The organism is Desulfofarcimen acetoxidans DSM 771 (genome assembly GCF_000024205.1).
Taxonomy (GTDB): Bacteria; Bacillota; Desulfotomaculia; order Desulfotomaculales; family Desulfofarciminaceae; genus Desulfofarcimen; species Desulfofarcimen acetoxidans.
The window spans coordinates 1508790-1530925 of the sequence record NC_013216.1; the positions used below are offsets into that span (position 1 = coordinate 1508790).

At 38.3% G+C, this 22136-nt stretch carries 24 protein-coding genes, 2 tRNA genes and 1 pseudogene; 24 read left to right on the forward strand and 3 right to left on the reverse strand.

What is annotated here, in order from left to right:
* Window positions 1–8: 8 nt before the first annotated feature.
* The 9 genes from DTOX_RS07065 to DTOX_RS07110 all read left to right on the forward strand — a co-directional run bounded on the left by DTOX_RS07065 (window position 9) and on the right by DTOX_RS07110 (window position 10231).
* Window positions 9–386, forward strand: a complete 378-nt coding sequence (locus DTOX_RS07065; RefSeq protein ID WP_015757033.1) for a hypothetical protein — start codon at window positions 9–11, stop codon at window positions 384–386.
* Between the two features lie 134 nt (window positions 387–520).
* Complete coding sequence (locus DTOX_RS07070) at window positions 521–715, forward strand: helix-turn-helix domain-containing protein (protein WP_015757034.1); 195 nt, start codon at window positions 521–523, stop codon at window positions 713–715.
* A 22-nt stretch (window positions 716–737) separates the two neighbouring features.
* Window positions 738–1340 carry a hypothetical protein gene (locus DTOX_RS24160; RefSeq protein WP_242652562.1) on the forward strand — a complete coding sequence of 201 codons (603 nt, stop codon included), beginning with the start codon at window positions 738–740 and terminating at the stop codon, window positions 1338–1340.
* A gap of 10 nt (window positions 1341–1350) precedes the next feature.
* Complete coding sequence (locus DTOX_RS24165) at window positions 1351–1833, forward strand: site-specific integrase (protein WP_242652563.1); 483 nt, start codon at window positions 1351–1353, stop codon at window positions 1831–1833.
* A 520-nt stretch (window positions 1834–2353) separates the two neighbouring features.
* Complete coding sequence (locus DTOX_RS07085; RefSeq protein ID WP_015757035.1) at window positions 2354–2704, forward strand: helix-turn-helix domain-containing protein; 351 nt, start codon at window positions 2354–2356, stop codon at window positions 2702–2704.
* Complete coding sequence (locus DTOX_RS07090; protein WP_015757036.1) at window positions 2697–3506, forward strand: ImmA/IrrE family metallo-endopeptidase; 810 nt, start codon at window positions 2697–2699, stop codon at window positions 3504–3506. Before DTOX_RS07085 ends, DTOX_RS07090 begins: the two co-directional genes overlap by 8 nt.
* Window positions 3507–4090: 584 nt before the next feature.
* On the forward strand, window positions 4091–7006 hold the full coding sequence (locus tag DTOX_RS07095; RefSeq protein ID WP_015757038.1) for a TOTE conflict system archaeo-eukaryotic primase domain-containing protein: 2916 nt from the start codon (window positions 4091–4093) through the stop codon (window positions 7004–7006).
* 520 nt (window positions 7007–7526) lie between these two features.
* Complete coding sequence (locus DTOX_RS07105; RefSeq protein ID WP_015757039.1) at window positions 7527–8024, forward strand: TIGR00725 family protein; 498 nt, start codon at window positions 7527–7529, stop codon at window positions 8022–8024.
* Between the two features lie 491 nt (window positions 8025–8515).
* The gene (locus DTOX_RS07110; protein ID WP_015757040.1) at window positions 8516–10231 is read left to right on the forward strand and encodes an ATP-binding protein; all 1716 of its coding nucleotides are present in this window, start codon (window positions 8516–8518) and stop codon (window positions 10229–10231) included.
* 289 nt (window positions 10232–10520) lie between these two features.
* Here DTOX_RS07110 and DTOX_RS07115 read toward each other — a convergent pair whose 3' ends face one another.
* Entirely contained in the window at window positions 10521–10841 is a 321-nt protein-coding gene (locus DTOX_RS07115; RefSeq protein ID WP_042315531.1) for a hypothetical protein, read from the reverse strand.
* 147 nt (window positions 10842–10988) lie between these two features.
* Complete coding sequence (locus DTOX_RS24760; RefSeq protein ID WP_278184575.1) at window positions 10989–11117, reverse strand: hypothetical protein; 129 nt, start codon at window positions 11115–11117, stop codon at window positions 10989–10991.
* 264 nt (window positions 11118–11381) lie between these two features.
* On the opposite strand from DTOX_RS24760, the gene DTOX_RS22080 reads away from it, so the two are divergent.
* The 7 genes and pseudogenes from DTOX_RS22080 to DTOX_RS07140 all read left to right on the forward strand — a co-directional run bounded on the left by DTOX_RS22080 (window position 11382) and on the right by DTOX_RS07140 (window position 15353).
* Complete coding sequence (locus DTOX_RS22080) at window positions 11382–11570, forward strand: tyrosine-type recombinase/integrase (protein WP_083773527.1); 189 nt, start codon at window positions 11382–11384, stop codon at window positions 11568–11570.
* Window positions 11571–12016: 446 nt separating this feature from the next.
* Window positions 12017–12092: transfer RNA gene (locus DTOX_RS07120), tRNA-Gln, on the forward strand.
* A 41-nt stretch (window positions 12093–12133) separates the two neighbouring features.
* Window positions 12134–12209 (forward strand) — tRNA-Lys (locus DTOX_RS07125).
* A 126-nt stretch (window positions 12210–12335) separates the two neighbouring features.
* Window positions 12336–12521 carry a hypothetical protein gene (locus DTOX_RS07130; RefSeq protein ID WP_015757041.1) on the forward strand — a complete coding sequence of 62 codons (186 nt, stop codon included), beginning with the start codon at window positions 12336–12338 and terminating at the stop codon, window positions 12519–12521.
* A 136-nt stretch (window positions 12522–12657) separates the two neighbouring features.
* Window positions 12658–12975 (forward strand): annotated as a pseudogene (gene tnpA, locus DTOX_RS22085) (IS200/IS605 family transposase).
* Window positions 12976–12980: 5 nt separating this feature from the next.
* The gene (locus DTOX_RS07135) at window positions 12981–14072 is read left to right on the forward strand and encodes an RNA-guided endonuclease InsQ/TnpB family protein (RefSeq protein WP_015757042.1); all 1092 of its coding nucleotides are present in this window, start codon (window positions 12981–12983) and stop codon (window positions 14070–14072) included.
* A 171-nt stretch (window positions 14073–14243) separates the two neighbouring features.
* Complete coding sequence (locus DTOX_RS07140) at window positions 14244–15353, forward strand: double-cubane-cluster-containing anaerobic reductase (protein WP_015757043.1); 1110 nt, start codon at window positions 14244–14246, stop codon at window positions 15351–15353.
* Window positions 15354–15423: 70 nt separating this feature from the next.
* Here the strand turns inward: DTOX_RS07140 and DTOX_RS07145 are convergent, their stop codons facing one another.
* Window positions 15424–15645, reverse strand: a complete 222-nt coding sequence (locus DTOX_RS07145) for a NifU family protein (protein ID WP_015757044.1) — start codon at window positions 15643–15645, stop codon at window positions 15424–15426.
* A 422-nt stretch (window positions 15646–16067) separates the two neighbouring features.
* On the opposite strand from DTOX_RS07145, the gene DTOX_RS25095 reads away from it, so the two are divergent.
* From DTOX_RS25095 to DTOX_RS07185, 8 genes are all read left to right on the forward strand, one after another.
* A complete protein-coding gene (locus DTOX_RS25095; protein WP_340140010.1) occupies window positions 16068–16541 on the forward strand; it encodes a 2-hydroxyacyl-CoA dehydratase in 474 nt (157 codons plus the stop codon).
* A 52-nt stretch (window positions 16542–16593) separates the two neighbouring features.
* A complete protein-coding gene (locus DTOX_RS25100) occupies window positions 16594–17226 on the forward strand; it encodes a 2-hydroxyacyl-CoA dehydratase (protein WP_340140011.1) in 633 nt (210 codons plus the stop codon).
* 6 nt (window positions 17227–17232) lie between these two features.
* The gene (locus DTOX_RS07155; RefSeq protein ID WP_015757045.1) at window positions 17233–18003 is read left to right on the forward strand and encodes an acyl-CoA dehydratase activase; all 771 of its coding nucleotides are present in this window, start codon (window positions 17233–17235) and stop codon (window positions 18001–18003) included.
* A gap of 652 nt (window positions 18004–18655) precedes the next feature.
* Window positions 18656–19258, forward strand: a complete 603-nt coding sequence (locus tag DTOX_RS07165; protein ID WP_015757046.1) for a class I SAM-dependent methyltransferase — start codon at window positions 18656–18658, stop codon at window positions 19256–19258.
* 357 nt (window positions 19259–19615) lie between these two features.
* Window positions 19616–20731: a hypothetical protein gene (locus tag DTOX_RS07170; protein ID WP_157862875.1), complete on the forward strand. Its 1116-nt coding sequence runs from the start codon at window positions 19616–19618 to the stop codon at window positions 20729–20731.
* 12 nt (window positions 20732–20743) lie between these two features.
* Complete coding sequence (locus tag DTOX_RS07175) at window positions 20744–21010, forward strand: hypothetical protein (protein WP_015757048.1); 267 nt, start codon at window positions 20744–20746, stop codon at window positions 21008–21010.
* A 117-nt stretch (window positions 21011–21127) separates the two neighbouring features.
* Entirely contained in the window at window positions 21128–21640 is a 513-nt protein-coding gene (locus DTOX_RS07180) for a hypothetical protein (RefSeq protein ID WP_015757049.1), read from the forward strand.
* Complete coding sequence (locus DTOX_RS07185) at window positions 21637–21963, forward strand: hypothetical protein (protein WP_015757050.1); 327 nt, start codon at window positions 21637–21639, stop codon at window positions 21961–21963. The genes DTOX_RS07180 and DTOX_RS07185 overlap by 4 nt, the downstream gene beginning before the upstream one ends.
* The last annotated feature ends 173 nt before the right edge of the window (window positions 21964–22136 follow it).

Consider the following 22136-nt stretch of genomic DNA (forward strand, 5'->3'; position numbering starts at 1 on the left):
GTTTAATAATGCTATTAGACTGTATTGGTAGCAGGCATCAAATATTGATGGAGTGGAATTCTAATCCGCAATTACATTCCTACATAATACGCAAAGTAATGCGTAAAAAAGGACAAATAGGTATAGAGGCACTTGCCCGGCTTGTTGGTATGTCTGTTAAAAGTCTGGAGGAAATCGGTGGTCTAGAGGGATGGTTAAGACATCGAAACTGCCAGCGTCGTCAGAGATATAGACGTCAAAGGGAAAAGTTAAAAAGCTTTAGTCTTACTATTGAATATTCTAAATCAGACAATTTAACCGTTGGGGGTGGGGGGAAGCGAGGGAAGAGTGGTGGTCTTCAGGATATAGGCTTAAGAACCGCCTACCATTCAATTATCGGTAAATAAATATTGATGCATAAATTTAAGAAGCTTTCTATAAGTATATATTTTTTATCTAATACCTCGGTGTGTACCGGGGTTTTTATATTTTAAGGGTGTTCAATATTAATTCATTAATTCATACAAGGGGGTTAATTGGGATGCAATTTTATACTGTATCTGAAGTAGCTAAAATTCTTCGTGTAAGAAAAACATTAGTCTATGAAATGGTATATTCAGGCCGCATTAAAGCAATTCAGTTATCTAAGAGGCGTATTAGGATAGCAGAAAGTTCAATTTCTGAATTTATAGAAAAAGAATCGTGTAGGAATTCAGGGGATTCTATTTCTGCCTAAGTGTTAAAGGAGGCTAATCGACATGGCACAGGTAAGAAGGAGGGGACCCAGTAAATACATCATTTCCATTTATTTGGGGCGTGATCAGGAAGGGAAAAGAATTTATCATAACGAAACCTTCTACGGCACTCCAACTAATGCAAAGCTAAGAGCAGCGGAATTGGAGGTTGAACTAAAGAAACGAAATGGACCTAAAGTGTTAGCTAATATAAATGTTGATAAGTATTTAGACCAGTGGCTTGAAGGTATAAATGAAAGCATTTCTGAGCGAACCTTTGAAAAGTACTCCTGGCATGTTCGCAGGCTTAAAATGATAGTTGGCCATTTACAACTATATAATTTAAATGTCTTAGAACTTCAGCAATGCCTTCAAAACCTGAATGATATAGCACCACGTACCAAAAGAGATATTTATGCTACATTAAAAACTGCTATGCGTCAAGCTTTAGTCTGGGGTATTATATCATCAGATCCAACTGTAGGATTGCGCACCCCGAAGAATCAACGAAAAGAAAGACAGGTTCTTAATCAAGAAGAACTTAAACTATTACTTAAAGCTGCTAAAGGTTATAGGTATTACCCCGTTATTAGGCTATTAGCAGTAACATTTCATAAGGCTTGGTGAAGTTCTGGGATTGCAATGGCAGGATGTAAATTTTGAAAATGGAACTATCACAATTAAACGTGCAGTTGATTGCCGGCATAGGCGTATTAAAGAAACAAAAACAATTGGAAGTGTTCGCACGTTAATACTGGATTCAGAGACATTGGGTTTGTTAAAAGAATATAAAAAAGAAGAAGATAGTAAGCATGAGAGTTTACAGAAAGATGATACGTTGATATTCCATTCTTCCGATGGTAGACCTTTACGTGAAGGGGCAATTCGTAATACAATGAACAGGGTACTGAAAAAAGCCGGACTAGATCATATTCGAGTCCATGATCTGAGACATACGGCAGGTTCTATTCTATTAGATGAAGGAGTTCCGCTTACAACAGTATCTGCTTTTTTAGGTCACAGTACCCCGGCTACTACTGCTTCTGTATATGCTCATGCTCTTAGAAAAGGAGAAAGTATAGCCAAATTTTTAGATGCAGACAAAACGGCAGACAAGTAAAATAGAACCCTTGAAATATAAGGGTTTCAGGTACAAGCTTATACGTTCAAGTCGTGTCGCTCCGACCAGTAAAAAACCCGCTAAAGCCGTTAAAATAAAGGCTCAGCGGGTTTTTGACTTGCAAAATTATGAAATAATGAACATAAACATGCAGACAAGATGCAGACAAATATTAACGAAGAATGAGGTGCCGAAGGTTAATCTTAATACCCTGGTTCTTACCTCGTATCGATTCGATTTTGGTCTCCGACACCAGTAAAATCAAGCCCTAGGGGGCTTTTTTGCTTTATAGAGTTTTTTTATTGGCCCAGTAGCTGAAGCCCTGCCGACCCTAGAAATACATAAAGAAAATCGGTATAAAAAGTATAAAGATTTACCCCGTGTTATAATATTGCAACAAAATTATGTTTATCCCAGTGTTTTTTGTGAAATAATATCTATTGATGTTACGAAAGCATAACATTATTCTTGACTTTTTCATAGAATGAAATATATACTTTATCTGAAAGGGAGTGGTGTCATGAACGCGGTTTTAGGAGCAAGAATTAGAGCCTTGCGGGAATCCAAGGGATTTACACAAGAGCAGGTTGCTGAAAAAATGAGTTGTACAAGACAGAAGTATGCTAGGATTGAGAAAGGTTTAATAGATACCTCATATGCTAGTATTACAGCTATTGCTCAGATTCTAGGGATTAAAACAGAAGAGATAACTTCTTCGGTAGACAATACTGATCAAAAACAACCGATGTTCAGAGAAAATGGCGCTACTATTCAAGAAGATAAATTCATATTCATTAATGATATGATTGACACATTTTACGCCCATCGAAAGCTATATAAGAGTGTAAGGCAGGTCAATGTGGATGAATAAAAATAGACAGCTTGCTATTGAAAAAATTGCTAATAATGTCAGAGCTGAATGTAAGGCTGCAGATTATGGTTTTTATAACATATTTGAGGCGACTGAAAAAATAGGGTACCGGGTTGTCAGGTATCCTATTGGCAGTGATGCCTTTTTAGGGTTTGCTTTGATAAAGGATGCCGAAAGGATTATTTTTTCAAATTCTTCACTAATATTGTCAAGAGAAATTTTTACTGTTGCTCACGAACTTGGGCATCAGAAATTACATCTATCAGAACAGGGGTTAACCATAATCAAGGATAATGATTTTGATGATAGAGATGAATATGAGGTTGAGGCGAATTATTTTGCGGCATGTTTGTTAATGCCTAGGGAGCAAGTGGATAAATTTATTAGACATGAATTAAAGGATAAGAGTATAGCCAAGCTGAGTGGAATGGACATTGCAAGAATACAAACAGCTTTTTATGTTAGTTATGATATGGCACTTATTAGGTTAAAAGCGTTAGGAAAACTAGATAACACCCATTTGGATTGGTTAAAATTAGAAAAGCTTGAGAATACCGCAACAAGACTATTAAGTGCTATTAATGCGAACATTGACCTGTGTAGGTCAACAGAGGCAAAGAAGGTACCGGCTGAGTATTTGGAATGGGTCATTTCAAATTACAATGAAAAACTAATACCGATTAAGAGTCTTGAAACAGCTTTAAAATATGTAGATTTAGAAGTAGCCGATATAGAATTTTTAACAGAAGTGGAAGGAGCGGAAGATGAAAGCTTCGATGATTTGCTTAGGAGGATGGATTAATGGAGGTATCTCTAGATACAAACGTTATAATCCATCTATATAAAGCTAATTTACAAAACATCTTATTTAATAGGTTTGAAAAACTGAAGGTCTATGAATTTATTCGTTATCATGAGATGGTAAACCATGCTACTCCTGGACAAACAGATCCTTAGATCTTGTATGGTGTCAAAAATATGTTACGCAAGGTATAATAATCAGCACAGACCGGGCCACCGTAGGAATCGCTAGATCGGGATCTTTAGTAACCGGCAAATCCTGCAGGAAAGTGGTAGAATATAAAAAATAAACTAATCAATTGAAAAATGGCAACGCTGCTGGCTGTGATGTCGGTAAAAACCTCTTGCTGCAGGAATTTAATCTGTTCAAGGTTGTTGCCCCGACCAATAATGAAACCCGCAAAGCCGAATAAATTAAAGCTTAGCGGGTCTTTATATGCAATTTTATGGAAATATTGAATATAAACGCTGACGAAAATCTACATAATACAAAAATGATGACTATGTCTAGGTAAGGTTGAAGTTAATTTCCTGTTCAAGTTATAATAATGTGGAAACATTATAAATAATGCAAAGGGTGCCATTATGAATTTTGAAGAGTTGCTTAAAAAGTATCAAGCAGTACTTGTTGAAAACAATAATTTGAAGATAGAAATAAATAATTTAAAGGCACAACTAGGCATTGTAGAACAGCACTATGTTACAGATAAAGTTTATAAACAAAAATCAATAGCAAAAGTATTAAAACAGGAACCTGTAAATAAAGTTTTACTCTCGGGTATGAACATCTATGCTACCCCTATTGAAAAAATTAAACTATTTATGTCATTATTTAAAGGCCGAGAGGATGTTTATGCAAAAAGATGGGAGAGTAAAAAGAAGGTTAAGAACGGGTACTCACCTGTATGTCTAAACGAATGGAAATCTGGAGTATGCAGTAAACCAAAGATAAAATGCGATCATTGTATCAAAAAGGCTTATGCTGCTTTAGATGAAAAGGTTATTGAAGAACATTTAAAAGGGAATATTGTTGTTGGAATATACCCCCTATGCCTTGATGAAACATGTTACTTCTTAGCTATTGATTTTGATGATGAAGGCTGGCAAAAGGATATTTCTGTGCTTAGAGAAGTATGTATGGAATATAATATTCCTGTTGCCGTTGAGCGTTCATGTTCCGGCAATGGAGCCCATGCCTGGTTTTTCTTTGAAAATAAGATATCAGCGGTTTTAGCCAGAAAATTGGGGACAGCTTTACTTACCTATTCAATGAGTAAAAGACACGAAATAACTTTTGAATCTTATGACAGGTTTTTTCCTAGTCAGGACACCTTGCCAAAAGGCGGCTTAGGAAATTTAATTGCACTACCGCTTCAAAAGGCAGCAAGGAAGTATAATAATAGTGTTTTTATTGATGAAAATCTTGAACCCTATGCTGACCAATGGGGATTTTTAGCTGCAATTAAAAAACTTTCTGAATATGATATTGAAATGCTTATTTCAAAACTTTATCATGGGAACGAATTAGGAGTATTGAAGAAAGATGATGAGGACGATCAAAAGCCATGGGAAACAGCTGAAATTAAGTTAACAAAAAATGATTTTCCTGCAGATCTAAAAGTTGTAAAAGCTAATATGCTTTTCATTGAGAAATCGGGCATTTCTCAAAGGGCTTTAAATTATATAAAACGTTTGGCTGCTTTCAAAAATCCAGAGTTCTACAAAGCCCAGGCTATGCGCATGTCGACTTTTAAAAAGCCTAGGATTATCTCATGCGCTGATGAAGTTGGGAAATACTTATGCTTGCCTAGAGGATGTGAAGTTGACTTAATAGCAGTGCTTAAAGAGCTTGAGATAGCTGCCAGTTGGATAGACAATACCAATTGCGGGAGAAATATTGATGTGGAATTCAATGGTAGCCTCAGGGATGAACAGCTCTTAGCTATCAATGAATTGCTGAAATATGATAACGGAGTACTCTCCGGGACAACAGCCTTTGGAAAAACTGTTGTGTCTATAAAGCTAATTGCCGAAAGAAAAGTTAATACACTTATTTTGGTAGATAGAGTTAGTTTAGTTTCACAATGGAAAAATAAATTAGCCGAGTTTTTGAGTATTAATGAATTATTGCCGGAAATGAATCAGACGAAAAAACGGGGAAGAAAAAAGGCTGAAAGTTTTATCGGGCAAATTGGAGCAGGAAAGGACAGTTTAGGTGGAATTATTGACATAGCTGTAATGCAATCTTTAAATAGAATGGGTGAAGTAAAGGATTGCGTTAAAAATTATGGCATGGTCATTGTTGATGAATGTCATCATATTTCGGCATTTAGCTTTGAGAAGATACTAAAAAATACGAATGCAAAATATGTTTATGGGTTGACTGCAACGCCTACAAGGAAGGATGGGCACCATCCGATTATATTTATGCAATGCGGTCCTATACGGTACAGGGATAATGCAAAGAAGCAAGCAGAAAAAAGACCATTTGAGCATTTTATCATACCAAGATTCACGCCTTTAAGAGTGCCATTAGATAAAAATGAACGGGACGTATCGATTCAAGAGCTATATTCCGAAATTGTAGTTAATGAAATGAGGAATCAGCTAATTGTAGATGATGTAGTCAGAAGTTTTGAAAACAATAGAAACTGTATTGTCTTAACTCAAAGAACTGCTCATGTCGAATTGCTGGCGAAGAAACTAAGCGAGAGAATTCCTAACGTGATATCTTTAACGGGCGGCATGGGTAGAAAGCATACAAGAGAGATATTAACAAAAATAGCTGAAACTCCTACAGATAAGCAGTTAATATTGATTGCCACTGGAAAATACATTGGGGAGGGTTTTGACGAGCCCCGTCTTGATACCTTATTTTTAGCTATGCCAATATCATGGAAAGGCACTTTACAGCAATACGCAGGGAGGTTGCATAGATTATATGAAAACAAAAATGAGGTTCAAATATATGATTATGTGGATATCCATGTGAGGATGCTGGAGAAAATGTACCATAAAAGGCTTACGGGATATGCATCAATTGGGTATAAAGCAAAAGGGGAAAGTATTGCAGCGGATTCGATTGATATTATTTTTGATAAGAGCGACTTTTTGCCGGTATTTAGTAATGATCTAGTAAATGCGGGAAGAGAGATTTTGATAGTTAGCCCATTTGTTACGAAGAGGCGCACTTTACAAATGCTACAATACCTAGATGCTGCATTGCGAAAAAAGATCAGAGTAATCGTTGTGACTAGACCGGTTGAAGATTCTAGAAATAAGGATAAGAGTGCTTTGAAAAACGTCTTGGATTCAATGAAAAGCGCCGGTATCAGTTTAATTTTAAAATCGGACATACATCAAAAATTTGCAGTTGTGGACCAAAGAATTGTATGGTATGGAAGCATCAACCTTTTGAGCTTTGGTAGTGCTGAAGAAAGTATTATGCGGCTTGACAGTCCCAATATTTCCCATGGACTTTTAAGGAGACTAGAAATTTAAAGTTAATTGAGCAGTTTTGGAAAGTGGATGACCCCAACATAAGACAGTCTTGAGGATGTATAAATAGAATAAACGGCACCTATCAAGAATGGGTGCTTGTGTTGTTTTTAAATAACTATTTCTGAAGTTTAAAAATAAATGTATAATCGAGGTTGGCCGGAGGAACCGGGTTGAGTAATTGCATTTATGTCTTATACCATAGTTGAATTCTTTTAGACCGAAGGTGTGTTCTTTCTACTGTGCGCAGCATGGCCCGGGATTATTTAAGGAAGGTGAATGTTCTGCGATTGCTTAATCGGGGAAAAGATGAACAGGACTGGTATTACAGTAGGCTTGTAGAAGCTTTTGAGCCATGTAGCCAATACATTCCTCAGTTGTATGGTGAGTTAAAAAAGGAAGATGGAGACCTTTTCGGGAGGTAGGTACAAAACTCCATAAAGAATTTAAGGCGAGATCTGGTGAAAGTTTAATTGTACCGGTTGTGATGGGAAAATGATTGTATAATAGAATGTGGGAGGTAATGGTCATCCGAAAGATAATCGTTGGGGTGATGGGGGGAGGTATGGCTTCTCCTTCTGATTATAAAATAGCTTACAATTTAGGGGGGCTAATCGCCAAAGAAGGATGGGTTTTACTGAACGGAGGAAGACCTACCGGAATTATGGATGCATCAGCAAAGGGTGCTAAAGATAAGGGCGGTCTGACGGTGGGAATACTGCCGGCTTACGATTCACATCAGGCTTCATGTTATATTGATATACCCATTGTTACTGGTATGGGGGACGGCAGGAACTATATTAATGTGCTTTCCAGTGATATTGTGGTGGCACTTCCCGGAAAGGCAGGAACAATTTCAGAAATTGCTCTGGCTCTAAAAAACCGTAAAAAAGTAATTCTAGTGAATTTTGATACAGGTGTGCTTTTTGAAGATTATAGCAAAGAGGGACTTTTAAAGGATGCCCGGGATGAAGATGAGGTAATCAACATTATAAAAGAGGAATTTGTATTGAAACAATAATTTTTGTTGATATAATAACATAGACTTATGTTTGTTATTATGGGTTTGCCCGGGAGCGTGTAAAGGTATTTAATAGCAATGTGCCTTTGGAAAATTTATTTAACATGCCACGTTTAAAGCGATGCTGGAGGAACAAATCAACGTGGTTTGTAGTTGGATAAGCGCTAATATAGATATAGTAGAATGGTGTAAAATGCCCCTTTATTTGCCTTGTTAGATCAGTATATAGCTATCGGGAATAATTTTGCGATTAAGGTATCTGTCCACAAAAAATTTATTTGAAATAAATTATAAAATAGGAGAGTTTAGTGAAACAGGGCTTAATTTTTTCATAGAATTATTACTGTAAATTATGTTGAGTTGCATTACTAAGATTAATGTTACTTGTCTTCAATGTTGTCATATCACAATAAGAGTATTTTAATAAGCACTAAAGCGAGGTATTTTAGTTAAAGGAAATGGCTTACTAATTAATAATGGGTGGTTTAGAGATGTTAACGGAAGAATTAATGGAGCTAATTGAAGAATTAAAGTTAGGCAAGGTAGAAACACAGAAAGTGGAGTGTAAAGAAGCCCGAGTTGACATACCTCGTAGTCTGGTGGAGTCACTTTCGGCATTTAGTAACGCAACCGGTGGAGGAATTGTCTTATTGGGTGTGGGTGATGCGCCAACCTTTCCTATCTTGGGAGTTAATAATATTGATCGGTTACAGTCAGCGGTTACAAATATGTGTGCCCAGGAGCTTGAGCCACCGATACGTCCACAATTTTCTCTTCATAATATTAGCGGTAGAATACTTTTGGTAATTGAAGTGCCGGAAGCAGGAACCCCTGAGAAACCTGTTTACATAAAAGCCCGTGGTATTTATCATGGTTCTTTCATGCGTCAGGCAGATGGTGATCATCAATTGACAGAGTATGAAGTGCTTAAGTTGATAGAAAACAGGGGGCAGCCAAGACATGATATGGAGTTTATTGATGAAACTAGCGAAGCGGATTTAGAGCAGGAGTCAATAGATGCATTTATTGCTCGTGTTAGAGAGCGGGCACAGGGGCCTATTGGTGATGCAGATAAAAATACTATATTAAGATCTACGCGCGTTCTCGCTGAAAGAGATGGAAGGCTAACGCCAACAGTTGCCGGTCTCCTAATGTTCGGTAAAATGCCACAATTCATTTTTCCAAATTTACGTGTAGTTTTTTTAGTCTATCCTAATAGTGACCCTAATCAACCCGGTCCCAATGGAGAACGATATCTGGTTAATGAGCCGGTTGAGGGTAATATTACGACAATATTGCAAAGGCTGATTCTCTTATTAGGCAGACACTTGCAAAAAAGGACCGTAATTACAGGATCTATAGAACGTGATGAACTATGGGAGTATCCCAGGGAGGCATTACGTGAGGCTCTGGCTAATGCACTTTTACACCGTGACTATTCTCCTCAAGCAAGGGGAAGCCAAATTCAAGTATCCCTCTTTCCAGATCGACTTACTATCTCAAACCCAGGTGGTTTATTTGGAACGGTAACTTTAGATAATATTGACCAACCCGATGTTCAGCAGGCCCGTAACTCAGCTTTAATGCGTATCGCTGAAGATTCGGGGATTGTGGAGAACAGGGGCGGGGGGGTCGGGGCAATAATTGCAGCAATGCGCAAATATAACCTGTCTCCGCCGCTATTTAAAAATACATTGAGTCGGTTTAACTTAACTTTTAAAAACCATCATTTGCTCGGATCTGAGGCTTTGAAATGGCTTGATAGCATTAATATTAATAAATTAAATAGTAACCAGAGATTAGCACTGGTGTATGCACATAAAGAAGGCCGTATTGCAAACAGGGATTATCAGCGGTTATGTGGTGTTGATACAGTTATTGCTACGCGTGAGCTTGGAGATATGGTTCAAGTTGGTGCTCTTAATATGTCGGGAACACGTCGTTGGGCGTATTATGAGCTGTCTCCGCAGTTGTCAGGCTTAGAGGAAGATATTAAATTTAAGGGTTTACCCGCAGATTCTAAAAAAATATGGAAATATGTAAGAGATAATCAACCGGTAGCGAGAAAAGAAATTATTAAAGCATTAAAAGGTATTTTTACAGAAAATCAAATTGATTATAGGTTAGAAAAATTGGTAGAGAATAATCTAATAGTTGCTACAAACCTTAAGGAAAAGGCCAGCAATAGAAAATACATAATTAAATAACGAAAATTTTAGGTTTGAACTTCGGAAAGACTTCGGAAAAGATTTTCCGAAGTCTTTCCGAAGTCTTGAAAAGTAATCTGACATAACTAATATTTGAATATTATGTATAGGGGTACAGACAAATTCAAATTTATTATCGTGTCTTTTATTAAACTCCGTCCAACGTTCTGACGGGCCATCATGATGAATATTAAGATTGTCCCAAATAATAACAGCCCTTGTAACACATATATTTATCTGCAATATTCTCTTAAAATGCTATCAAATCGTCAGCTTTTCGTGTAGATCCTCATTCCGCATAAACTTCACCTGTGTTAATGTCAAAGCAGGTTAGTAATGACTGTGTTCCATGCCGAATGTATTCGTATTCATATTTTCCGGGCTTTCCCGGCTTTGGTATCTGTGTTTCGTATTTTCGTTCAACTGCTTGGATTCCGGTTTTCTCATCAACACACAATACCACTGCATCTTCAGGTGGGTTATTATATATATCTACAATTATATTTGTTTTTTCTTTGAATGCAGGATCTTTGTTATGTAGCCACATTTCAAATTTGTGTGGTTTTAGGTTGATTTCGTTCAAAGTTTGCCATATATTTGAACGACTCATTTGGAAGTCTTCTATGTAATTATTAGCTGCTTCGGTTAAAAGATCATGAAGACCTTTAATTCCGGAACATAGAAAGCGATTACGCTATTTCTTCACGGTTTTAGGGGTGGTATTTAACTTTTGAGCTACTTCTTTGGCGGTTAACCCTTATGCCAATATTAGAATGATTGTTGCGCGAAAAACTAATCTTACTTCACTTTTCTGGCCATTAGCTATTTTTACAAGATCTACTTCTTGTTTATCAGTTAAATTAAAGCGTTTGTTCTTTTTACCCATAACTCAATTTACCCCCGATAGAAAAAAAGGATCAACCGTTCGTCATCATAATAAAAGCATTCTTTTCTCATTTATAATGCTATTAATAGGATTCGACATAAAAGGAGATATCTCTCCTAATTTATGGATCGCTTTTCTTATGGTTGTAACTAATTTTACTTATGCTTCCTGCTAAGCTATCAAAAAGCAGTTTCGTACTCGTACTATTCTGTTAAGTTAGTTAATTAAAAGGGAAAGAATTTACGGGACAGTCTACTAGATCATATTCGAGTCCATGATCTGAGATATACGGCAGGTTCAATTCTATTTGATGAAGGAGTTCCGCTTACAACAGTATCTGCTTTTTTAGGTCACAGTACCCCGGCAACTACTGCTTCTGTATATGCTCATGCTCTTAGAAAAGGCGAGAGTATAGCTGAATTTTTAGATGCAGACAAAACGGCAGACAAGTAAAATAAAGCCCTTGAATTATAAGGGTTTCAGGTTCAAGCTTATACGTTCAAGTCGTGTCGCTCCGACCAATGAAAAAACCTGTTAAGCCTTATGAATAAGGCTTAACAGGTTTTTTATTTTCGATTTTTTGAAATAATGAACATAAACATGCAGAAAAAATGCAGACAAGAATTATTTATATATACCTATATTAGTAAGTAAAATCTTTATAGTTAAGTTATCTATAATAAATCCTCAAAGATTAAATATGAAAAAAAGTTATTTGTATTATAATAATTAGTTATGTTATAATATGTTTATGGGCAAAGAAAAGTTCCACTAGGCTATAGCTCGTTGGCTTCTTGGATATAAGTGGGGGTCTAGTTGAGTCCGAACTTATTTCTCCGTAATTAATTTAATATTTTAGGCAAAATTTTTTACCAATAAACACAATAATAAATTTACATTGGGGCGTCGCCAAGCGGTAAGGCACCGGACTCTGACTCCGGCATTTCGTTAGTTCGAATCCAGCTGCCCCAGCCAACTTTATAATATTACACATTTTTATTTTATGTGTGTTTTTAGGGTCATTAGCTCAACTGGAAGAGCAGGCGACTCTTAATCGTCAGGTTGGGGGTTCGATTCCCTCATGGCCCACCAGTGAAATTTTATGGTGTTTCTTTTTACAAATACATATTATATCTAATTAGCTATGCAATTCCAGATGTTAGCCACTATCTAAATCCACTTGATTAATTTGAGTGGATTTTATCTTGAGGTGATATTATGGATAGTTACAGAATCGGTCTTTCTACAGCATCACTTTGTCTTTGGGGAATTGATCCTTTAAAAAAACTAAAAATCTGTAAATCACTTAAATTTTCAAGAATTGAAATTGGGTTAAGTACTTTGAAAATGTTAAAAGAATTTGTTAATTTCAATCTTTTCGAAGAGTTAAAAACATTTAACTAAACCCCGCCAGAATTCCCCCACCTCTAAGGTGGTGGGATGAATGGCGGCCTTGTTTTGTGTACTAATAAAATGTTTGCCAAAGCCTCTATGATGTGGCAAAATATAATCAGACGCAATAACGAAAGGTTGATTATTATTGAGCAAACTTGATACAAATAGCCACTCAGTCTTCTTACTCACATATCATCTGATTTTGGTAGTAAAATACCGCAGAAAAGTTATAAACGACACAATAGCAAACCGTATCAAAGAAATTGGTGAGTATATTGTACCAAAATATAATATTAGTTTTCTTGAATACAACCATGACAAAGCACACACACATATTGTTCAAGGCTCACCCTAATTATGGAAAGAATATTTTTGGTCGTAAAGTTTTTGTCTTCTAACTACAGGTGGTGCACCCATTGAAGTAATTAAGAAGTACATTGAAACCCAGGGTGAAAAGAGGTGAATCATTTGCAAATTGTCTACCGGTTTGAAATGCGTCCGACCAAAGAGCAACAGAAAAAAATGTTTCACACACTAAAACTTTGCCGGAAACTCTATAACTGGTCTTTATCTGAGCGTCAGCGTGTGTATAAAGAAACCGGCCAGGGGTTGACATATAATAAACAGCAGAATATGCTGCCGGGCTATACAAAAGAACATCTGGAATACAAGCAAGTTCATAGTCAGGTAATGCAGGATACTTTGCGCCGGGTAGACTTTGCCTATCAGCGGTTTTTTGCCAAAGAAGCTGGATACCCCCGGTTCAAAAACCGTGACCATTACACATCATTTACCTATCCCCAGGTGGATGCTGTAAAGAAAACTTTCTCTAAGCCAGGTAAAATCTATCTCTCTAAGATTGGTTTTGTAAAAATGACAACTCACCGGGAATTTGATGCCAGTCAAATATCCAGGGTTAACATAAAGTATCACGGTGGTAAGTGGTACGCTAATTTGACCGCCGAAGTGGAAGTACTCGAAAATCTTACCGACAGTACCAAATCCATTGGAATAGACGTGGGCCTTGAACATTTTGCGGTATTGTCTGATAGTACAGAAATAGAAACCCCAAAATACTATCGTAAATCAGAAAGGAAGTTAGCCAAACAACAGCGAAGACTTTCTCGCAAAAAGAAAGGTTCTAACAACCGAGGGAAAGCTAAAACTAAAGTGGCTAAACTTCATGCTAAGATAACTAATCAACGGAAAGACTTTCTACACAAGACCAGTCTAGACGTGGTTCAGAGCCATGATATTGTCTTCATGGAAGACCTAAAGATCAAGAACATGGTCAAAAATCACTACCTAGCTAAAAGCATTCATGATGCTTCATGGGGTACATTCAGAAACTTTGTGGAGTATAAATGTCACAGATATGGTAAAATATTTCTTCCTGTCCCTCCTCATGGCACTTCCCAGACATGTCTTTGTGGTGCCAATGTGCCAAAGGATTTGAGTGTCAGAGTGCACCGGTGTCCTGCTTGTGGAATGGTTATGCCTAGGGATTTGGTGTCAGCCATATTGATAGAACGTCGTGGCTTAGAAATGCTAGCGGCTTAGATATATAGTTATAGGGCGGGGACCGCCCGAAATCATGCCTGCTGGAGGCCGTGTAAGACCTATTGCTCTTTGTAACGGTAGGCCGTGGCTGATGAATCAGGAAACGCTCGTTGATGTTCCTTTGGAAGCCCCCGCTTCTTAGTGGAACGTAAGCGGGGGTAGTTCACTGATATGCCGGATCAGAATATACTGGTTTTAGAGGATGCAGTAAGAAGTAATAGAAAAATTGTAGGAATGTACTGTGCCTATTCCCCACAGGAATTAATTTTGGCTGCCGGGGCTCTGCCGGTCGGTCTTTGTGGAACCAGGCACGAGCCCATTGCGGAGGCGGAGAAGGTGTTGCCTCGAAACCTATGTCCTTTGATTAAGTCAAGTTTTGGCCTTGCAATAACCGATAGCTGCATTTATTTTCGCTTATCGGATTTCATTATTGCAGAAACTACTTGTGATGGTAAGAAAAAAATGTATGAGTTGTTGCGCCAATATAAACCCATTCATGTTATGCACCTGCCCCAGGGAACTGACCGGGGCTGTGCACTACGTTGGTGGGTAGATGAATTGTACTTATTAAAAGAAGCCCTGGAGTTTAACCTCGGGGTGGTAATAAGCCGGGAAAATTTACGGGCCGCCATAAAATTATCAAACAGGGAGCGCTTGGCAATGAGGCACCTGCATGCTTTGAATAAGCATAACCCGGCCGCATTAACGGGGTTAGATATGCTTACCAGTATTCTTAGTATAGATAAAGAAGATGGAATTGAACTATTTGAGCAACTAATTGAAAATATCAGGATGAATGCAGAGAAGGGAATGTCGCCATTTTCTCCAGGAACACCGCGCATACTCTTGACAGGTTGCCCGGTGGGACTCGGTTCGGAAAAGGTAGTAAAGTTGCTGGAGGAATGCGGTGGTAGTGTGGTTTGTTTTGAAAACTGCAGCGGTTACAAAACGTTGGATGATCTGGTAGATGAAAGTGAGGATAGAGACCCTATGGAAGCTATAGCCGAGAAATACCTAAAAATTACCTGTTCCTGCCTTTCACCCAATATGGGGCGTTATGATTTAATTAACAGACTGTCGAAGGAATATGAAGTAGACGGGGTGGTGGATCTTTCCTGGCATTCCTGCCATACCTATAACGTGGAGGGTGAATCAATTCGTCGTTACGTCAGGGATGGTCTGGGATTGCCATACTTACAGTTGGAGACCGACTATTCTGTTAATGATTTGCAGCAATTGAAGATAAGAATTTCCGCCTTTATTGAGATGCTGAATAGGTAATGTGTAAAATTAGTATTATTATACAACAAAAAACCTCGCCCTATAAAGGGGAGGTTGTCACTATGCTGTGCTATGCTTGTTCGACTCCCTTAACTTCAGGAATTTCTTGTTTGAGCACCCGCTCAATCCCTTGTTTAAGAGTGATTAAGGCCCCAGGGCAACCACTACAAGCACCTTTCAATTTAACTCTTACAATCCCGTCAGCAGTAATATCCACTAATTCAACATCTCCACCATCCCTTTGGAGATAAGGGCGTACTTTTCCCAGAACTTCCTTAACTTTTTCGTGCAAAATCAAAACACTCCTTTCTTTTTTTACAGCAATCTTCTTTAAAACATTCTAAATGAAAACAACTAATTTTGAGTCATAGGGCGATTTAGCTTTATTTTAAAACATTTTAACATGATTATTTATTATAACACAAATAATTTTTTTTCATATTTAAATTAACCTCTTTGAGTTTCAACTTACATACATGACGCCAGTCAATAGACAGAAAATCGTGCTTGCGATAATTGGGTCGATTTGGAGTTGGCCCAAAAAGCAGCGGGCAGCCTGGTTATCATAAGTGGCAATGTCAATTCGGTAATAAAAATAGTTTTTTCTTTTTAGGTCTTCCTATAAATAAAATTCATATATAGTATGAAGGAAAGACATATGAAATATAGAAAGAATATTATGATAGCTTATTTTCAATGAGAGGTGGACTTCTAATGCGACCCGAGACGATGAAAATATTTGATGATATGCGGGATCAAAATATTCTGTTCCTGGAACATGCCAGAAGGAATAATAAAAAAATTGTAGGCATGTATTGTGCATATTCTCCCCAGGAATTAGTTCTGGCTGCCGGAGCTCTGCCGGTTAGCCTGTGCGGGACCAGGAATGAACCCATTGCGGAGGCTGAAAAAGTATTGCCTAGGAATCTTTGTCCTTTAATCAAATCAAGCTTTGGCTTTGCGATAACTGATACCTGTCCGTATTTTCGCTTTTCGGATTTTGTCATCGCTGAAACTACTTGCGACGGAAAGAAAAAAATGTATGAACTGCTGTGTCAGTATAAACCCATGCATGTAATGCATTTGCCCCAGGGAACCGACCGTGCCGGTGCACTTCAATGGTGGATTGACGAATTATTCTTATTAAAAGAAGTACTGGAAAGAAACCTGGGGGTCAGTCATAATTAGCCGGAAAAATTTACGTACGGCCATAAAATTATCCAACAGAGAACGTCTGTTAATGAGGCACTTGCATGCTTTGAATAAGCTGAACCCGGCCCCGCTAACAGGATTAGATATGCTCACAGCCATTTGGATGAAAGGATTTAATGTAGAAAAAGAAGACGGTATTAAACTGCTTTATCAATTAGTTAAGGAAATCAAAGAAAACGCTGAGAAGGGAATATCACCCTTTGGAGTTGGAACCCCGCGTATACTCTTGACCGGTTGCCCGGTGGGACTCGGTTCGGAAAAGGTAGTGAGGTTGGCAGAGGAATGTGGCGGTAGTGTTGTTTGCTTTGAAAACTGCAGTGGCTACAAAACATTGGATACCCTGGTGGACGAGAATGAGGAGAGGGACCCCCTGGAAGCAATTGCCGGGAGGTATTTAAAAGTCCCCTGCTCCTGCCTGTCCCCCAATGAGGGGCGTTTTGACTTGATTGACAGGTTGGCCAAGGAATACGAAATAGACGGGGTGGTAGATCTTACCTGGCAGGCCTGTCATACCTATAGCGTGGAGGGTGAATTAATTCGGCGTCATGTCAGGGACAGTCTGGGATTGCCATACCTACAATTGGAAACCGACTACTCTGTTTCTGATTTGCAGCAGTTGAGGACAAGAATTTCTGCTTTTATTGAAATGCTGGGCAGGTGAGAGGTTATGGTTACGGTGGGTATAGATGTGGGTTCGATGACCGCCAAAGCTGTGTTATTAACAGGTGAAATCCGGCAGAGTTTAATTCGCCCTACCGGGTGCAGTCCTCGACAGGCCGGACGGGATATTTTTGAGGAACTTTTGAATATATCAGGTTTTTCACAAAGTGATATAAATTATGTTGTAGGTACCGGTTACGGCAGGGTGTCCCTGGACTTTATTGATAGGGCCATAACGGAAATAACCTGTCATGCTAAAGGCGCCAACTACTTGGTGTCAGGCGCAGATATGGTTATTGATATCGGCGGCCAGGACAGCAAGGTCATTATTACAGATGGGCGCGGCAATGTCAATGATTTTGCCATGAATGACAAATGTGCTGCCGGTACCGGAAGGTTCCTGCAGGTGATGGCCACGGCGCTGGAGTCTGATATTAGCGAATTGGCTGAATTGTCTAAGGGGGCTGATCCGGTGGAAATCAGCAATATGTGTACGGTTTTTGCTGAGTCCGAGGTTGTTAGCCTGCTGGCTCAGGGGGTGGCTAAGGAGAGAATCATTGCCGGCATACACCTTTCTGTTGCCCGCCGGGTAGCAGCAATGACCGGTAGAGTGGGAAAAGGTAATCTGGTGGTTTTTACAGGAGGAGTAGCCCGGAATGAAGGGGTGAAGGGCTTTCTGTCCCGTGAACTGAGCAGGGAGATAATTGTCCTGCCGGAATCTCAACTGGCAGGGGCTCTGGGTGCCGCTCTTCTGGCACAGGAGCGACTAAGAGGTTAATTTAATTAAGATGTTATCAAAAGTTGTCTATTAATAGAGTGATTTTTCATTGATTTTCTTAGCTACAATTTTTGAAGTTGTTTGAAGGTTATATAAGGGTTTTAGGTCCAGGTTCATACGTTCAAGTTGTTTTGCTCCGACCAGTTGAAACCCGTGAATCCTTAAAATACAAGGGCTCACGGGTTTCTTAATTTTTTGAGATAGTTTATATAGCTCCCTACGTATCCCTTGATTTTCTCGGGTTCCATGTAGAAAGGGTGCAGACAAAAATGCAGACTAGAACTGTATGGCGCTTGAAAGTCAACATGAGGAATATTCGGAATGGTAGTCTGGGTGTCGGAGGGCATAAAAACCATCTTTAACCCGACAGGAGACTTATGCTGTCTACCGGTTTATGCGCCGGGAAATAGCATCAATAATTAGTGTATTGCTTATCGCAATTACAGCAGTCGGTGGAATCTTTTTCTTTGCTGCCAATGCTGAACCGCATCTTTGCTATGCCTTGTACTTCAATGATTTCGGGGTTGCGAAAGTTCAGGGTAATAAGAATGATGGACTTAATGCTAATGCTTTGATAAGATAACCTTATTATCTTGATGCTTTTTTATATGTCCGGGATTTTAGATTAAGACAGATTGGGAGGTAATTGATAATGGGAAATATCGATATCTTTGAAATGATGGCTAATAGATACGACACTACTGATAGAATCCAAATTGCGAAGGTAACATCAGATGCCATTCGTGAATATTTAGCTGATACTAATGATAAAAATGCTATGGATTTTGGATGTGGAACTGGTCTCGTTGGAATGAACTTGTTAAATGATTTCAATTTTATGTTTTTTCTAGATACATCACAAAATATGATTAATCAAGTAAAACAAAAAATTGCTGAATTTAATATTCAGAATGCAGATACATTATGCTTTGATTTCGAAAAGGAAGGCCGAATGGATTTGCAGGCTGACTATATTTTTATGGCTCAAGTTCTCCTCCATATTAATGATGTTGAGTTAGTTTTATCAAGATTATATGATGTTCTAAATGTAGGAGGGCATTTACTAATCGTAGATTTTAATAAAAATGACGAAATAGTCTCAGATATGGTTCATAATGGATTTGATCAAGAAAAGCTTATTGAACTTATGATTAAAATAGGGTATAGAGAAATTCAATCCAAAACTTTTTATACCGGAAGTAAAATATTTATGAACCATGACGCATCTTTGTTTATACTTGATTCTCAAAAATAAACTTCAAGATGGAATTATAATCTTGTTGCTAGTCTTGAAATAATTTCAATAAATGAAAAGTAAATCATAATAGATAGAGTTAGAATTGTAGTACAAGTATAATTTAATGAAAAATGACATATATCCGCTAAGATCCCACCATGCTCAAGCGGCATCTTTTTTGTATCCTCGATGCACGTTGAGACAGTGGTTCTGATGACGAATAGTGGCTTTAAGGAGAAATGAGGCATGATAACCACTATATATAGTGGTTTTAGAGCGAAAAACGGGCCCAAAATGAGCCGAAAAACCACAATTTTTGACCCCGTTTTTTGAGGCGTTTCATAGATGACATTTTATTTGAGGGGGTGTAATCGATTGAAAACATTGCTTTTTGGTAATGGCATTAATATACAGTTTGGTGGGACTGATAACTTAAGTAAATCAATAATTTTGAGAGCAATTAAAAACACCAAAGAAGCTGATTTTCCAGCTCATATAATTGTTGACGCTCCTTCTCTGATCGTATCATTATTGGGACATCTATTTTTGCAGGTAAGAGAAATATTGAATGGTGGGTATGATTCATATGCTTACACCACTGATTTAAAAGTCTGCCTTGATGACTTTAAATGGAGATACTCAGCTAAAAAAAGTTTAAATGTCGCCACAATAGGATTCGAAGATTATTATTTATTGTACGACCTTATGTGTTATAAATATAAAATCAAAAACCCTGATAAATATCATATTCGAGAGGCACTGAAATGCTTTTTCCTTTACTCAATATTTAATAAAGACAGAGTTAATCAAATATATAAAAATTATCCAGCAAAATTAAATGACTTCTTTAATGTCTTCGATGAACTATATACAACTAATTATGATAATAATGTTGAAGTGTTTTCCGGAAAAAAGGTTAACTATTTGCACGGAGCATTTCACATAAAGGCAGATGTTTATAATCCGGATTCTATGCGTAATAAAATGTCAGATAGTCCCATTAAAGATTGTATAGTCGATGATAGGTATTATTACTTATACTCTAATGCGTTAACTACATATAGCGGATATTCAAAAATGTTTTCGATTAAACAGCACGGCGATGCAAACTCCGCGATGGAAAAAATGGCAAAGGCATATCAAGAAAATGAAATGATAAAAGATGCTGTTAATGCATGGGAAAAAGATGCAAACGAAATTGTACAGAAAATGGCTGAGGGGATTAAGTTAAAGCTTAGTGATAGTAGCTTGGAATTTAAAGAAACATATCCGATTAAAGAATTTGCTGCAATATCTGATGAGCTATGTATTATAGGCCTATCGCCTAATAATGATACTCACATTTTTAATATGATAAATGATAACGGACTCTTAAAATCGATTATTTATTATTTTTATGATTCTGATGAAATTGCTGTAGTATCCCAGTTGCTAAATAACCACAGGCCTGAATTTATTAATGTGACTGAGCTATGGAGTCAATATAGATAGGTGTTGATCGACATGGATAAAAAAGTAGAGATTGTAAACGCATTAGGTATCATAATAGGCAGTATTATGGATGCATCAGAAGCAATAAATGAATATTCAGCGCTTACCCCTCCTAAGAGAAAATATCTTTACGGAGAAGTCCGTAAAGTTCTTAAGAGAAACAATAAACCATTTGATGAGGCTCAACCTATGATGGTGGTGGATATAAGTGTTTGTGCAGCCGAAAATGATGTTGATCCATTGACTATTATGTTAGCAAATCTGAATAAAGGTAAATAAGCCGAACCCAATTAACTTAGACTAAAAAATTACGGGGGTATTTTCTAACGAAGATACCCCCGCTTTTTTATGCCCTTTTTTAGGGACTCAAACAAAAAAAGATTGGAGGAAAGCAAAATGGCAAACGAAACAATGCGTATCTTTTTCCCTTTGAAGATTTTCACTTATCCTCAGTATGACTGCTCCGAGGATGAGCGAGAGGACATCTCACCAAGAGAAGCCGTGGCGTATGAGGATCAAATCCTCGCCGCCATCGCCAAGGAGAACCGGCACTTTGAAAATGACCGTGGCCTTGTCGAGTATATTCACGACGAAGATCTCAAGGAAAAGGTGCATAGCCTCTACCCGTCAGTTGAGATTGTCGACGGCGAACTGTGGGGAGTCATGACCGCAGGGCTTAAGGAGCCTCTCTCCGGAGAAGAAACCTCTGCGCTCATGGATTATGTATGCGGTCAGAACTCTGACGGGTATGGCGAAGGGCTGGAGCAGCGTCCAATCAAAACTCCTGACGGCGAAATTTATGTCAGCTTTTGGGACAGCGGAAATTATACCATGAAACTGGAGAAAGACATGAAAAACAACGCTCTCGATTCCGGATACAGCGGTCCCGCGATGGGAGGAATGTCATGAGCAAGGTATTCTCCATCATCGGTCTTGAAACCAACACCGGCATCCGCGACATCGGACTCATGAGCGGCATCCCCGAAGTGGAGGACATTCAGAAGTCCCAGCTGTACAAGGAGCTGGTTGAGGACTGCGGCGAATCCGAGTTCATTACTGTGGCGGTTAAGTCTTTCAGCTACGGTGAAGGAGAACCGGAGGACGCCATGGCAGAGGATCTCGACTGGCTCAAGTCCCATCCCGAATTTCTGAAAAGCGAGGCGGTCACTCATCTGAAGACCAACAACTTCGCCATCCTCTATCCCGACCAAGGAATGCAGATGAATATGTAGCGCTCTTCGGTTTTTATGAAACTGAGGGGCGCTTTTCATATTTCACCAACCCGCTGTAAAAACAAAACTAAATATATGAAAGAACGATAAGGCGCTGTCTTTACAAAAAAGGCGGCGCTTTTTTTGTTTTCCGAGAAAGGAGCTGAACCATGAACAATGATTTAAGCACAGAA

Excerpts from the sequence above, each read along its gene's own strand:
- DTOX_RS07065 (WP_015757033.1), top strand. The coding sequence starts at position 9 with ATGCTATTAGACTGTATTGGTAGCAGGCATCAAATATTGATGGAGTGG.
- DTOX_RS07070 (WP_015757034.1), top strand. The coding sequence starts at position 521 with ATGCAATTTTATACTGTATCTGAAGTAGCTAAAATTCTTCGTGTAAGA.
- DTOX_RS24160 (WP_242652562.1), top strand. The coding sequence starts at position 738 with ATGGCACAGGTAAGAAGGAGGGGACCCAGTAAATACATCATTTCCATT.
- DTOX_RS07085 (WP_015757035.1), top strand. The coding sequence starts at position 2,354 with ATGAACGCGGTTTTAGGAGCAAGAATTAGAGCCTTGCGGGAATCCAAG.
- DTOX_RS07090 (WP_015757036.1), top strand. The coding sequence starts at position 2,697 with ATGAATAAAAATAGACAGCTTGCTATTGAAAAAATTGCTAATAATGTC.
- DTOX_RS07095 (WP_015757038.1), top strand. The coding sequence starts at position 4,091 with ATGAATTTTGAAGAGTTGCTTAAAAAGTATCAAGCAGTACTTGTTGAA.
- DTOX_RS07105 (WP_015757039.1), top strand. The coding sequence starts at position 7,527 with ATGGTCATCCGAAAGATAATCGTTGGGGTGATGGGGGGAGGTATGGCT.
- DTOX_RS07110 (WP_015757040.1), top strand. The coding sequence starts at position 8,516 with ATGTTAACGGAAGAATTAATGGAGCTAATTGAAGAATTAAAGTTAGGC.
- DTOX_RS07115 (WP_042315531.1), bottom strand. The coding sequence starts at position 10,841 with ATGAGTCGTTCAAATATATGGCAAACTTTGAACGAAATCAACCTAAAA.
- DTOX_RS24760 (WP_278184575.1), bottom strand. The coding sequence starts at position 11,117 with ATGGGTAAAAAGAACAAACGCTTTAATTTAACTGATAAACAAGAAGTA.
- DTOX_RS07130 (WP_015757041.1), top strand. The coding sequence starts at position 12,336 with ATGGATAGTTACAGAATCGGTCTTTCTACAGCATCACTTTGTCTTTGG.
- DTOX_RS07140 (WP_015757043.1), top strand. The coding sequence starts at position 14,244 with ATGCCGGATCAGAATATACTGGTTTTAGAGGATGCAGTAAGAAGTAAT.
- DTOX_RS25095 (WP_340140010.1), top strand. The coding sequence starts at position 16,068 with ATGCGACCCGAGACGATGAAAATATTTGATGATATGCGGGATCAAAAT.
- DTOX_RS25100 (WP_340140011.1), top strand. The coding sequence starts at position 16,594 with ATGAGGCACTTGCATGCTTTGAATAAGCTGAACCCGGCCCCGCTAACA.
- DTOX_RS07155 (WP_015757045.1), top strand. The coding sequence starts at position 17,233 with ATGGTTACGGTGGGTATAGATGTGGGTTCGATGACCGCCAAAGCTGTG.
- DTOX_RS07165 (WP_015757046.1), top strand. The coding sequence starts at position 18,656 with ATGGGAAATATCGATATCTTTGAAATGATGGCTAATAGATACGACACT.
- DTOX_RS07175 (WP_015757048.1), top strand. The coding sequence starts at position 20,744 with ATGGATAAAAAAGTAGAGATTGTAAACGCATTAGGTATCATAATAGGC.
- DTOX_RS07180 (WP_015757049.1), top strand. The coding sequence starts at position 21,128 with ATGGCAAACGAAACAATGCGTATCTTTTTCCCTTTGAAGATTTTCACT.
- DTOX_RS07185 (WP_015757050.1), top strand. The coding sequence starts at position 21,637 with ATGAGCAAGGTATTCTCCATCATCGGTCTTGAAACCAACACCGGCATC.